Source organism: Prevotella marseillensis, from assembly GCF_900625065.1.
In the GTDB taxonomy this organism is placed as follows: Bacteria; Bacteroidota; Bacteroidia; order Bacteroidales; family Bacteroidaceae; genus Prevotella; species Prevotella rara.
Genome location: NZ_UYXY01000001.1, coordinates 509,254 through 522,214 on the forward strand (window position 1 = coordinate 509,254; position 12,961 = coordinate 522,214).

Sequence of the window (12,961 nt, forward strand, 5' to 3'; positions counted from 1 at the left end):
ACATTTGGATTTTTCACTCTTCACTTTTAATTTTTCACTTTCGTAAGACGCACTACGTTGCTATTGTGCCGGCGGATCTGTGCTCCGCCGGAAGTGAGTATAAGGATTTTTTAATCCGATTACTTCCTATTTGCTATTACATCATGTAGACTTCATTTAAACATGCGGTATTTTAAGCGGATTGAAAATCCTGATAATATCTACCGGCAGATTGCAAATCAGCCGGCACAATAGCAACGTAGTGCTTGCGACAGAAGTCCTCAAAGCATTTGGATTTTTCACTCTTCACTTTTCACTTAGAAAATGCTCCTTTAACTACTCTAACTACCGAGAAACAAAAGGATCAAAGATCCTTATATTTGATTCCGGCGGAGCGCAGATCCGCCGGCACATTAGCCTTGTTGATTATTGTCACAAGCACTACGTTAGCATTTGGATTTTTCATTGTTCACTTTTAATTTTTCATTTCCGTCAGGCGTTTTTAACTTTTAATTTTTAATTGCGCTTTGACGCCTTCTCTTAACTTTTCACTTAGAAAATGCTCCTTTAACAATTCTAACTACCGAGAAACAAAAGCCTCCCCACAGGGGAGGTCTGGTGGGGCTTTCACTTTCGTGTCAGCAGCGAATACAGATATTTGAAGTTTTCTTTAAGTTCATTGGTGTCGAGGCCGTTAAGGAAGGCGTGTTCGTATGATATGCCGTAGAATACCTGCCTGAACATCCGTGCCGTTGTCGTAACGTCCACGTCGCTCCTTATCTCGCCCTTGTCCTTAGCCCTCTGTATCACCATTGACCACATCTCATAGTCCTTGCTGAAGATGTCTTCAATCTTCTGTCTTATGCCGGGATAATACATGCGGACCTGCGAAAGAAAGTGGATATAATAGAAGTTCGGGCAGCAGTCGTATGGGTTGTTGCCGTCGTTCACAAGACTTACAATTCCGTTCATTGCCTTCGACACTCCGGCCACATACTGATCTATAAATTCCGCCAGTGTGTCTGCCGGCTGGTCAAACTTGTTTACGGGGTTCTGCAGTTGTATGAAGAACTTGTCGGCCACGGCAACAAACAGGTCAAGCTTATGCGGAAAATAATACACTATTCCGGTCTTTGCAAGTCCGCAAGCCTTCGCCAGTGTGCTGATGCTTGCCTTTTCGTAGTTCATTTTCAGGAAAACCCTGAAAGCCTTGTCTATCACTTCTTCGCGGTTTGTTATCATAATCGTTTTTGTTTTCAGCTGCGAAGATACAATATTTTTTTAGTTTTCAGCTGTATGTTGTAATGCTTTTTATGGAGCAAATGGCCGATAAGGAATGTCTTTGGCCATGCATTGTTGCATATATGCTATTTGTCTTATTATCAGACACTTAACAACACCGTTGTAAAACGTGCCCTTTTAGCGTGCAATTTGCCGCCTTTTATGAGCTAAAAGACGGCAAATTACAATGCAAAAGGTATGCTTTTATATTTCAGGCCTTTTGCATGTGCTAAATAGGCGGCATATTCGTGATGTGGATAACAGGATTGTTATACAATTCCTTTTATGCAGGCAAACCTGCCGTCAGGTATATGTTCTGTCAGAACTTCTCTGCTATGCTCCGTTCTTATTTATCCGATGCTTTTTCCTGCATTCTCGTACACTTCTGTTATTTCCTCCTCGGTGGTGAGGTTGAAGTCGCCGGGTATGCTGTTCTTGATGGCAGATGCGGTGAGGGCGAAGTTGATGTCCTTCGGGCTGTCGTCGCCAAACTTCAGCAGGGCATGAATGTATGCAGCTATGAAGGCGTCGCCTGCACCCATAGGGTCGATGACGTTGTCTATGTCGTAGATGCGTGCAGGATAGATGTTGCCGTCTGACCAGAGAACGCCTGACAGTATGTGATGGTTGGCCGAAAGGGTGTTGCGCAGGGCAAGAATCATCTTGCGGCATTTGGGGAACATGTCTTTTGCCTTGCTGAAAAACTCTTTATGGCTTTGGATGTCGAAGGTGAAAGCTGGCGACGTGGCAGTAAATTTCGGCGGAGTGATGCCCGTGAGAAGTTGCCATTCGCCTTCGGTGCCGAACATTATGTCGCATTTCTTGGCCAGCGGAAGCAGTATGTCGTGGGCGCTCTTGCCGTATTTCCACAGATTCTTGCGGTAGTTTATGTCGAAAGATATTGCAAGGCCCTGTCTTTCTGCTTCGCACACGGCCTCTTCGGTAACGTCGGCAGCGCTTTGTGACAGGGCGCAGGATATGCCCGACCAATGGAAGACGGATGCATCGGCAAATGCGTCAGCCCAGTTGATTGTGCCTTTGGCAACGGTGGTCATTGACGAGTCGGCACGGTCGTAAACTACGCTCGAGCCGCGCATGGCTGCCGCATTCTCATAATAGTAGGTGCCGAGACGTATGCCGCCGCGGGTTACAAAGCGAGTGCCTACGTTGTATTTTCTGAGTTCGTTAAGGCAAGCCTGACCTAATTTGTTGTCGGGCAGGCGTGTAACATATTCGACATCATTGCCTAGCATGGCCAGCGACACGGCAACATTGGCCTCGCTGCCTCCGAAATATCCGTCCCATGTGCTTCCCTGTATGATGCGCAGCTTCTCCGGACGTGTCATGCGCAGCATAATTTCACCAAACGTAACTATTTTCTGTCTCATGTCAATTTTTGTTTGTCCTGTCTGTTTCTTCAGGCAAGTGGTGTTGTAGTTTGTTTATCTCTTTGCACGTTTGTCTAAAAAGCAGACTGCTGTTTTCAAGATGTAAAGATAGCTGTTTTTGTTTGTTGTCATAGCGGATGAATGTGAAAATAATGTGAATGTTTAGAATATTTATGACAAAATGCTTTTAGAAAGGCCTCTGCCCATAAGGCGGATTATGCGGCATGAAGGGTGACGTAAGTTAGTTTCTTATAGCCGGACAATAAAACAGCCATTATTTTTTGTTAAGTAAATAATTTCTGCGGTTATCGTTATTCTTTGTATTTTTGCAGGGTATAGACAGGCAGACAGTTGACTATAATTTTTTGTTTATGGAGATAATAATTCAGAACGACAGCTTAAGCCATAGAGAATGTTCTGTTCTGGGGCTTAATGAGGTCTTTGCTGAGGACTGTGAGAGGCAGGCCTTGCTGTTCGACGGCTTTATTTTCGGCGTCTGCCTTCGAGGTGAGGCGTCGGTGAGGATAAACGGAACAGTGTTTGATGTTGTGCCCGGCAAGGTGTTTGCCGTTTTGCCAAAGCATTTGTTCTCAGCCGTGTCATATTCAGCAGATATCGACGTAAGACTGATTTTTGTTCCTATTGACATTGTCTGTAAATTGCCGTTGTCGCCTAATTTTGACTCATTGAGGAACGCGGCGTCAAATCCCTGTGTCGACGGTGGAGAGTGGGCCGCTGATCTCGGGGCGCTGTGCGACATTATGATGAGGCATGACTATACTGTGGGTAAGGGCGAAGACATAATGATGTCGTTGGTATGCTCGGCAGCACTGATATTGTCTGATCTCTTTGAAGGCAGCGGCCATGACGTAAAGAAAACGCTGTCGAGACAAGAAGCTTTGGCAGGAAACTTTTTTGAACTGCTTTTCAGCCATTTCGAATCAGAACGTAGCGTGGCTTTTTATGCCGACAAGCTATGTGTAAGTCCAAAGTATCTTTCTGTTGCCGTAAGGAGCGTCAGCGGGTGTTCCGTACAGAAATGGATAAACGAGATTGTACTGGCCGAGGCCAAACGCTATCTGTGTACAACGGAAATGACAATACAGCAGATATCAGAAAAACTGCATTTTGCAAGTCCGTCTTCATTTGTCAGGTTTTTCAGGCAGCACACGCTGACAACTCCTTTGGCGTACAGGAAAGACTAATTATGATTATTGCAGTTTCTTGGCGTTGGTGTGCTTTCTGACAATTTGCATGAATTCGTCGCCCGTGATGGTTTCTTTTTCTATCAGGAAGCCAGCAGCCTCGTGCATTATTGTCATGTTGCCGGTTATTATTTCTTTTGCCTTTTGATGGGCTTTCTTAATCAGTTTCAGCACCTCGCGGTCTATTTCGGCTGCCGTGTCTGCCGAACATGTCAGCGAAGAGTCGCCGCCAAGATATGCGTTGCTGACGGTTTCGAGCGCCATCATGTCATATTGGTTGCTCATTCCGTATCGGGTAACCATGGCACGGGCCAGTTTCGTGGCTTGCTCAATGTCGTTAGACGCACCTGTTGTGACGGTATTCATGACTGTTTCCTCGGCAGCGCGTCCTCCGGTGAGCGTCACGATGCGGTTGAACATGTTTTCTTTGCTCAGCAGCACCTGTTCGCCTTCATCTACCTGCATAGTGTAGCCCAGGGCGCCCGACGTGCGCGGTATTATCGTTATTTTGTGAACCGGAGCCGAGTTTGTCTGCATTGCAGCCACCAGTGCATGTCCTATTTCATGATAAGCTATGATTTTCTTTTCGTCGGCAGATATCACCTTGTTCTTCTTCTGTGCTCCGGCAATTACTGTTTCGACGCTTTCTTCAAGATCAGACGTTGTTACACGTTTGCGGCCCATGCGCACGGCACGCAGTGCAGCCTCGTTGACGATGTTTGCCAGTTCGGCACCTGACGAGCCGGCAGTGGCTCTTGCAACAATGTCGAGATCAATTTCCTCGTGTCTTACATTAGCCAGATGCACCTTGAGTATGGCCTTCCTGCCTTCAAGGTCGGGCAATTCCATCTGTATGCGCCGGTCGAAGCGCCCCGGACGCAGCAGTGCCTTGTCGAGAGTTTCGGGCCTGTTGGTGGCAGCAAGGATTACCACACCACGCTTTCCGTCGAATCCGTCCATCTCCGTAAGCAGCTGGTTGAGGGTCTGTTCGCGCTCGTCGTTGCTCGAGAAACCGCTGTCGCGTCTTTTTCCTATAGCGTCAATCTCGTCAATGAATATTATGCATGGTGCCTTCTCGTTGGCCTGCTTGAACAGATCTCGCACCTTTGCTGCACCCATGCCCACGAACATCTGAACAAACTCAGATCCGGATATGGCGAAGAAAGGCACTTTTGCCTCACCGGCCACAGCACGTGCTATGAGTGTCTTGCCTGTTCCGGGAGGGCCTACAAGCAGCGCTCCTTTGGGCAGCGATGCTCCGATTTCGACATATTTACGCGGATTATGAAGAAAATCGACGATTTCCTTCAGAGTGTCTTTTGCCTCGTCTTGTCCGGCAACATCAGCGAAAGTTGTCTTTATGTCAGCATCGGCATATATCTTGGCTCCTCCGTTGCCGAACGACATGAAATTGCCGCCGTCGCCCATCCTGCTTCTGATGCTTCTGGCGGCCTGTCGCCATATGAGATAGAATATGATGCCGGGGAGAACCCACATGAGCAGGAAGTTGAGCAGAGGTGAGTTTTCCTGAGGTATAATTTCATTGAAAGAAATCTTGCCCGACTTGTTAGGACTCTTGGCCGACAGCAGCCTGTCTACCAATTTTGGGTCGTTGATCTCACCTGTCTGATAAGTTATTGTCTTGCCGTCGGTTTCTTTCGCCGTGAAGTAGATGTGGCTGCTCTTAATCATAACGTCCTTTACCTTTCCGCTGTCCACCTTTCCGACAAAAGTGCCGTAGTCGGTTTCGATTATGCGGCCACGTCCGAATTTAGGGAATATAAGGCCGTTGAGAAACAGCACAAGCAGAAAGCCCCACAGAAGTCCGTAGTATGGATTTGTCTTTTTCTGGTTCTGAGTGTTTGTCTTCTTCATAAAAACTGTTTTTTCCGGTTGCAAAGATAAATACATACGCTGCATGAACCGTTACCGGAAAAGAATAAAAAATGTGCAATATTTCACATAAATGAGGCGTATGAAGGTGTGTTGATGTATGTCTGGAATTTGTTGAGTGTTAAACCAAAACCAGATATTGGAATCAATAAGGATTGTAGTTTTATGTGGAATGTTTTGCAGCCTGTTTTCTCGAAACTGTGTCGGGTTGTTTAGATAAGTGGTAAATGGCAAGATGAAAATAGAAAACAAAGAGCGTGTTGAGAATATAAATGTACTTTTAAAAGTAAGACAAATGCGGACATATGGCCGACGTTGTCAGGTTATAAGGCATGTCTTGATGACATAAAAAATCCGAAGCTGACAGAGCCGGACGTGGCTGAGGCATGTTGCCTTGTGCTGTTAGCTTCGGATAATATGATGTTGCAGTACATTCAGGGCTACGGCCGGCGTGGCCCCGGATGCTGTTGTTATGTCTAGATGAAGAGGTTGACGCCTGCTTCTTCTGCCTTCTGCATGTAAGAGGCTACGCCGCCCACGGTTACGCCGTCGAGCAGTTCCTCCTTCTTTATGCCCATCATGTCCATTGTCATCTGGCATGCTATAAACTCGACGCCGTTGTCCATGGCCTGACGGATGAGCGACTCGAGCGAGTCGATGTTCTTCTTTTTCATTATTCCGCGTATCATTTTGCTGCCCATGCCCATCATGTTCATCTTTGACAGGGCAAGACTGTCGCTGCTCTTGGGGAGCATGTGGGCAAACATCTTCTCGGTGAGAGTCTTCTTTACGGCCGGGCCGTGCTTCTTCTTTATGACGTTGAGGCCCCAGAAGGTGAAGAAGATAGACACCTTGCTGCCTGTGGCGGCTGCGCCGTTGGCAAGGATGAATGTGGCTATGGCGCGGTCGAGGTTATCGCTGAAGCATATAAGGGTCTTGTTCTTGCCGGCAGGAGCGCATGCGGCGGCAGGCTTGTCGTCAGCTTGCTGCTTCCTGATGAGGACGGTGTGGCAGCCGTCGGTGCACGAAACTGAAAGGAAGGCGTTGCCCGTTGACTTACACCACGCCTTTGCGTCTGACGGGAAACCGGGGTCGGTGGCCTTTACCTCTATAGTCTCGCCGGGCTGCATGTCGTCGGTGGCCTGTTTCAGTTTAAGTATCGGACCGGGGCACTGCAGTCCGCAGGCATCAACGGTAAGCGTTGCACGGCTGTCGCTGCATTGACTGCCCGGAGTGCAACTGCACGAACAAGAAGAGTCGTCGCTGTCATCGTTGCCGTCGGCACACTGAAGGTCTTGTGTGGCCAGCTGATAAGTCTTGTAGCCGCCCGAAAGGTTGCGTACGTCGTAGCCGTTGGCCATAAGTATGCGTGCGGCGATGTAGCCTCTGAGACCTACGGCGCAGAACGTTACTACGGGCTTGCTCTTGTCTATCTCGCCCATGCGCTCGCGGATGTCGTCTACGGGAATGTTGACGGCCCCGCTGATTGTGCCGAGGCTGAATTCGGAAGGTGTACGGGTGTCGATAATCTGAACCTTGCTGCGGTCGAGACCGTCGATGTCGCGCCAGTAGATAACGGGCATCTTGCCGGATATGATGTTGGCGGCGGTGTAGCCAGCAATGGCTATCGGATCTTTGGCCGACGAGAATGGAGGAGCATAAGCCTGCTCAAGGCGGATAAGGTCGTAGATGGTGCCCTTGTGCTTGATGATTATGGCCAGCTGGTCGATGCGCTTGTCTACGCCTTCGTGTCCTACACACTGCGCGCCGTAGAGCGTGCCGTCTTCAGGATTGAAGGTGAGCTTGGTGGTGATGAAGAACGCACCGGGATAATAGTCGGCATGAGACATGCTTGTCGTAGTGCTGCTCTGATATTTGATGCCGAGTTGCTTCAGGCGCTTTGCAGGAAGGCCCGTAGAACCTACAACTACATCAAACACTTTAGCAATAGACGTACCGATGGCTCCTTCATATTCGGTTGTATTGCCAAACACCATGTTGTCTGCCACGATGCGTCCCTGACGGTTAGCCGGTCCGGCAAGATAGTTGAGCCATGGCTCGCCATATTCTGGATGCGGATATTCAATGGCGTCGCCTACGGCATATACGCCCTTGGCCGATGTCTCGAGATATTTGTCTACCTTGATGCCACGCGCGCCAAGCTCTATGCCGGCACTCTTGGCAAGCGACGTATTGGGACTTACGCCGATGGAGAGCAGCACGAGGTCGGTTACAATGCTCTTGCCCGACTTGAAGAACACGCGTATGCGTCCGTTGTCCTTCTCGAAGCGCTCAACGGCAGTGTTGAGATGAAGCGAAACACCCTGACTGAGCAGTTCGCGGTGGACATGAGAAGCTATGCTGAAGTCGACCGGTGCCATTACCTGCGGAGCCATCTCGACGATAGACACGCGGGCGCCAGCATGACTGAGATTCTCTGCCATCTCGAGTCCGATGAATCCTCCGCCTACAACAACGGCGCTCTTTACGCTGTGTTGCGTAAGATAGTCTTTTATGCGGAATGTGTCTTCAACGTTACGCAGGGTGAATATGCCCTCGGTGTCGATGCCGGGGAACGGAGGTCTGACGGGCGACGAGCCGGGCGAGAGCAGCAGGCGGTCGTAATGCTCGTCAATAACAGAGCCGTCGGGGCGGCGCAGCGTTACGGTCTTGGCCTTAGTGTCGATGCTTATGGCCTCAGTGTTGACGCGCACGTCGACGTTGAAGCGACGTCCGAACGACTCGGGTGTCTGCACAAACAGCTTGTTCTTGTCGGCAATGGTGCCGCCGATGTAGTAGGGCAGTCCGCAGTTGGCATATGAAATGTGCGGCCCCTTTTCAACCAATATTATCTCGGCCTTTTCGTCGGCCCTGCGAATGCGTGCGGCTGCGGTGGCTCCACCGGCAACTCCGCCAATGATGATGTGTCTCATGTCAGTGTGCTTGTTTTAATTATTATTGTTTGTTGTTATTTCTTCTTCGGTCATGCTTTCGGCTATCAGGCGTAGCTCTTCGGGCAGCGAAAACTGCGAGCAGTGTATGCGGTCGATAAGTTCGCGGCCCTTCTTGGTGAGGTGGAAACTCATGCAGCGGCTGTCGTGTGGGCACACGTTGCGCCTTATGTAAGCCTCCTTCTCGAGCGATGCAATCACCTTGGATGCGTTTGAGCGCGAGAGCTGAAGCTCGTCGGCTATCTCGCCCGAAAGCATCTTCTCTTTTTCAGACAGCACGCAGAGCAGCATGGCCTCGTTGAAGTTGAGGCCGAAGGCCTTCTGTAGCTGTAGCTCAAACTCGCTAATACAGCGGTATATCTTTCTTATCTTGCAGATGCAGTTGTTGTTCATGTCGATATTATTTTGCCGTTACATATTATGGTGAAAGATTTTTTAATTCTTATATTATTTCCATTGGAAAACATTGCAAATATAGATATTCGTTTGTTATAAAGATAATTTCCGATAGAAAATAATTTATTTTGTAACATTTATTTGCAAAATGGCCTGCCTTTTAACATTTTTCAATGGAAAATAAATATGTAATAGGCGGACGTGTATATGTCATAATCCATGCGGTGATATTGCCAGTGAGCAGTAGGGCAGGCAATGGTGTTGTGCGTTCAAGTCAGCAGAAGCTGGGCATAAAGATACTTGAGGCATGCGGATATGAGCATGGACGAAGGTTATGCATGAGGCCGCATGAAGAGGTATAATGGCTATGAAAACGACGCCACGGATGAAAGACCGCAAAACGGATTGTGAAAGGTGTCCTTTTGCATTGTAATATGCCGTCTTTCAGGATGCAAAAGGATACATATAAGAAAAAGGGCAGGAAGAAGAGTTGTGTGATGAGTTGAAAAATCAACTCGTCACACTGCATGTGTCTGAAAATAAATGACTTACATACGAATGTGACGAGTTGTGAGTTTTTTAAGAAAAATTTTATTTGTTTGATTGCCTGCCTGTGCGGTGCGTCTTGCCCGCATCATACCGCAAGGACATGGCCATTATGCCTTCATGATAATCTGGTTATAGTAAGGATACGGAATCTCTATCTTCTCGACGTCGAAACGCTCCTTGATAGCCCTCAGCAGGTCGCACTTCATGGCAAAGGCGTTGCCCGTGGTAGACGCCCACGCCCATGCACGCAGCGTTATGGCAGAGTCGCCAAGATTGATAACGCGTATGACAACCTGCGGCACATTGTTGGCTTTCTCCTCGTCGGTGCGATGGTCTATGAGCATCGGGTGCTTCATAATCTCGTCTCTCATCACGTCGATGGCATGGCCGAGGTCAGTGGTGTAAGACACGCCGACTTCTATAAAAGAGCACGTGGTGGTTTCGCCATAAGACGAATTGACTATGGTGCTTGAGTTAATCTTGTTGTTCGGAATGAGAATCATGCGGTTTTCGGCGTTCTGTATGACCGTATGGCGGAGCGTAATCTCCTTGACTGTTCCAACGATGACGTTGTCAACCTGGATAAAGTCGCCCACCTTAAACGGACGCGAAAAGATGATGAACAGTCCGCCTACGATGTTAGACAAGGCCTCCTGAGAAGCAAGGCCGACGGCCATGGCCATGATACCGGCACTGGCGAGGATTGAGTTGCTGACCTTCTCCATGCCCGGAATGAGCGACAGAAATGCAGCCACACCTATGATGTATACGGCGGTGGTGATTATCTGGCGGATAAAGCTTATCTTTGTCTCGTCGAAGACAATGCGGCCACGCTTTCTCTGCGAACGGTTGAACAGATACTTGATGAACGCATTGAGTATGCGCACGAACACGTAAATTAAGAAACCCTTGATTAAGAACACGACAATCCAGCGGATTGACAGTCCGAAGACTTCCATGTTTAGCATTTCATTGATATTCATGGCGTTATGATTTAGTTTTATTTATAATGATGTGTCATGTCCAGCCTTTGCACATTGCTGCCGGATATGTGCCCCCGACTGCATGTTGAAGCTTGGTATATGCAAAGATAAGAAATAAAAATATAAAAGATGAAATAATATGCATAAAATGTGCTACCTTTATTTACACATTTTATGCAGCACGGCCATTTCGCGTAGCTTTATGTCTTGCAGGTTAGAGGATATTCTGATTTTTTGTCGTATCTTTGTGCTTGCCGGCAGAACGTGATGCAGGTGGCTGTCGGCAGAAATAACATTTGATATGAGAAAACGTATTAATAATGGAAGAAAGCCTGTGGAAGGAAGTCTGTTTGGCGATGACGATTTTGAGCCTATCATGCCGGCCATAGACCTGAGTAAATACAATTTTGATGAAGTGTTCGGGCGGTTGGCGAAGTCGGACTTCAGGCGGCGCTTCCGGCTGAATGATGAGATGAAGTATTATGTAACGGAGAAGGGACTTGGGCGCATTGACATGCATGCAGCTGACATAATAAAAAAAAGACTTGCACCGGCCGTTATACCAAACGACGGAAAGCAGACACCGATGAAAGGACATCCCGTGTTCGTGGCACAACACGCAACAGGATGCTGCTGCCGGGGCTGCCTGTCAAAGTGGCACGGCATTGATGCGGGGCGTGAACTTACGGCCGCTGAGCAGGAGTATGTAGTGGCTTTGCTGCTGACCTGGATATCCAGACAATTATAACGGCATAAAGACTACACCGGAAGATTTTCTGCGGTGTGCTTTATGCCGTCATTTTCGATATAACGTTCCGCTACGAAACGTTTAAGTGCAGACAGGTTGTCTGCATGATGTTATCCCTAAACCTCAAAAAACTTATAAGGCATTAACTATTGTCTTAGTTCTTGTCGCCGGCCCAGTCCTTGGCGTTTATTGCCTCGAGGAGCTTGATGGCGTCTACATACTGAGCTATGCCGTCGGCAACGTTTTTGGCGTCGCGCATGGCAAGTACGACGGTAGAGGGGCGGTTTACAACGTCGCCTCCAGCAAACACACCCTTGCGGCTCGTCATTCCGCATGGAGTCTCGCGTGTTAGGACGTATCCGCTTTCGTCAACCTCAATGCCCTTGGTGGTCGACACTACGCGGCTGGCGGGCACGGAGCCGATGGCCATGAGCACCTTGTCGGCCTTTTCTGTGCGGCGCTCGCCGTTGTGCTCTATGACTACGCCGTTGAGAATGCCGTCCTTGTCGAGAATCTCCACAATCTTTGACTGCCAGTTAAACTTGACACCTTCTTCGACAGCTTCTTCGTATTCAGAGCGAAGGGCGCTCATCTCGTTCACCGTGCGGTGATAAACAATCTCGACATCCTTTGCACCCATGCGGATGGCCGTGCGGGCACCGTCCATGGCTGTGTTGCCGCAGCCGATGACAAACACACGGTCGCCTTCTTGTATGGGCACGTCTTCGCGTGCAATGTTTCCTTCGTTGTATAGACTCACCTTCCTTAAGAAGTATACAGCCTGACGTACGCCTTTGAGGTTTCGTCCGGGAATATTCGGTTTCTTCGGCTTTACTGTACCAGTGCCCATGAATATGGCGTCGAAGCCACGTTCAAAGAGCTGGTCGATGTTTATGTCGGTTCCAACTGTGGTGTTGCAGTGGAACACCACTCCAAGTTCTTCAATCTTTTTGATTTCGCGTCTTACTATCTCCTTCGGCAGTCGGTATTCAGGGATGCCGAACATGAGAACGCCGCCTGGTTCGGGTTCCATCTCGAATATCTCAACGTTGAAACCTTTGCGTGCCAGGTCGCCGGCAATGGTAAGTCCGGCAGGCCCTGAACCGATTACGGCTATGCGTCCGCGTGTCTTTGGCTGCAGGTTCTCGCGTATCAGGCCCATGCCGCCGTCGAAGTCGGCTATGAATCTTTCCAGCTTGCCAATATGTATCGCCTGTCCTTTCTTGCTCAGTACGCAATGTCCCTCGCACTGCTTCTCGTGCGGGCATACGCGTCCGCATACAGCCGGCAGGTTACTCTTGTCGTTGATTATCTTCATGGCGTTACCGAGATTACCTTTCGAAAGCTCGTGAATCCAGTCGGGAATGTCGTGGCTTATGGGGCATCCTTTCTTGCACTGCGGAACTTTGCAGTGAAGACAGCGCTTGGCCTCGTTTATGGCTTCGAGCATGGTATAGCTCTCGTTTACCTCGTGAAATAACTCTTTTTGTTCTTCCATTTGCTTTAAAGTAGTTTGAGTATTGTAAAATTATTTGCAAAGATAGTGTAATCTTTGACTTAAATAAAAAAATAGTGTGACGAAAATGAA

10 protein-coding genes are annotated in these 12,961 nt (G+C 48.6%); 3 read left to right on the forward strand and 7 right to left on the reverse strand.

The window, feature by feature from the left end; all coding sequences use genetic code 11:
* Positions 1–606: 606 nt before the first annotated feature.
* On the reverse strand, positions 607–1,224 hold the full coding sequence (locus EJL04_RS02305) for a TetR/AcrR family transcriptional regulator (protein WP_418874902.1): 618 nt from the start codon (positions 1,222–1,224) through the stop codon (positions 607–609).
* A 386-nt stretch (positions 1,225–1,610) separates the two neighbouring features.
* Positions 1,611–2,648: a sugar kinase gene (locus EJL04_RS02310; RefSeq protein WP_125103946.1), complete on the reverse strand. Its 1,038-nt coding sequence runs from the start codon at positions 2,646–2,648 to the stop codon at positions 1,611–1,613.
* A 371-nt stretch (positions 2,649–3,019) separates the two neighbouring features.
* On the opposite strand from EJL04_RS02310, the gene EJL04_RS02315 reads away from it, so the two are divergent.
* Complete coding sequence (locus EJL04_RS02315; RefSeq protein WP_125103947.1) at positions 3,020–3,853, forward strand: AraC family transcriptional regulator; 834 nt, start codon at positions 3,020–3,022, stop codon at positions 3,851–3,853.
* Positions 3,854–3,859: 6 nt separating this feature from the next.
* On the opposite strand, the gene ftsH is transcribed toward EJL04_RS02315, so the two are convergent.
* The 3 genes from ftsH to EJL04_RS02330 all read right to left on the reverse strand — a co-directional run bounded on the left by ftsH (position 3,860) and on the right by EJL04_RS02330 (position 9,090).
* The gene (gene ftsH, locus EJL04_RS02320) at positions 3,860–5,728 is read right to left on the reverse strand and encodes an ATP-dependent zinc metalloprotease FtsH (RefSeq protein ID WP_125103948.1); all 1,869 of its coding nucleotides are present in this window, start codon (positions 5,726–5,728) and stop codon (positions 3,860–3,862) included.
* Positions 5,729–6,222: 494 nt separating this feature from the next.
* Entirely contained in the window at positions 6,223–8,679 is a 2,457-nt protein-coding gene (locus EJL04_RS02325; RefSeq protein ID WP_125103949.1) for an FAD-dependent oxidoreductase, read from the reverse strand.
* 15 nt (positions 8,680–8,694) lie between these two features.
* Entirely contained in the window at positions 8,695–9,090 is a 396-nt protein-coding gene (locus tag EJL04_RS02330; protein WP_125103950.1) for a MarR family winged helix-turn-helix transcriptional regulator, read from the reverse strand.
* A 176-nt stretch (positions 9,091–9,266) separates the two neighbouring features.
* Here EJL04_RS02330 and EJL04_RS02335 point away from each other — a divergent pair, with 176 nt between their 5' ends.
* Complete coding sequence (locus EJL04_RS02335) at positions 9,267–9,455, forward strand: hypothetical protein (RefSeq protein ID WP_125103951.1); 189 nt, start codon at positions 9,267–9,269, stop codon at positions 9,453–9,455.
* Positions 9,456–9,749: 294 nt separating this feature from the next.
* Here EJL04_RS02335 and EJL04_RS02340 read toward each other — a convergent pair whose 3' ends face one another.
* A complete protein-coding gene (locus EJL04_RS02340; RefSeq protein ID WP_021854783.1) occupies positions 9,750–10,625 on the reverse strand; it encodes a mechanosensitive ion channel family protein in 876 nt (291 codons plus the stop codon).
* 301 nt (positions 10,626–10,926) lie between these two features.
* Between EJL04_RS02340 and EJL04_RS02345 the strand changes: the two genes are divergently transcribed.
* Positions 10,927–11,373: a DUF4186 domain-containing protein gene (locus tag EJL04_RS02345; RefSeq protein ID WP_125103952.1), complete on the forward strand. Its 447-nt coding sequence runs from the start codon at positions 10,927–10,929 to the stop codon at positions 11,371–11,373.
* 154 nt (positions 11,374–11,527) lie between these two features.
* Here EJL04_RS02345 and EJL04_RS02350 read toward each other — a convergent pair whose 3' ends face one another.
* On the reverse strand, positions 11,528–12,871 hold the full coding sequence (locus EJL04_RS02350) for an NAD(P)-dependent oxidoreductase (protein WP_125103953.1): 1,344 nt from the start codon (positions 12,869–12,871) through the stop codon (positions 11,528–11,530).
* Positions 12,872–12,961 lie beyond the last annotated feature (90 nt).

Coding starts and splice junctions, on each gene's coding strand:
- EJL04_RS02330 (WP_125103950.1), bottom strand. CDS start 9,090: ATGAACAACAACTGCATCTGCAAGATAAGAAAGATATACCGCTGTATT.
- ftsH (WP_125103948.1), bottom strand. CDS start 5,728: ATGAAGAAGACAAACACTCAGAACCAGAAAAAGACAAATCCATACTAC.
- EJL04_RS02315 (WP_125103947.1), top strand. CDS start 3,020: ATGGAGATAATAATTCAGAACGACAGCTTAAGCCATAGAGAATGTTCT.
- EJL04_RS02335 (WP_125103951.1), top strand. CDS start 9,267: ATGGAAAATAAATATGTAATAGGCGGACGTGTATATGTCATAATCCAT.
- EJL04_RS02350 (WP_125103953.1), bottom strand. CDS start 12,871: ATGGAAGAACAAAAAGAGTTATTTCACGAGGTAAACGAGAGCTATACC.
- EJL04_RS02310 (WP_125103946.1), bottom strand. CDS start 2,648: ATGAGACAGAAAATAGTTACGTTTGGTGAAATTATGCTGCGCATGACA.
- EJL04_RS02340 (WP_021854783.1), bottom strand. CDS start 10,625: ATGAATATCAATGAAATGCTAAACATGGAAGTCTTCGGACTGTCAATC.
- EJL04_RS02345 (WP_125103952.1), top strand. CDS start 10,927: ATGAGAAAACGTATTAATAATGGAAGAAAGCCTGTGGAAGGAAGTCTG.
- EJL04_RS02325 (WP_125103949.1), bottom strand. CDS start 8,679: ATGAGACACATCATCATTGGCGGAGTTGCCGGTGGAGCCACCGCAGCC.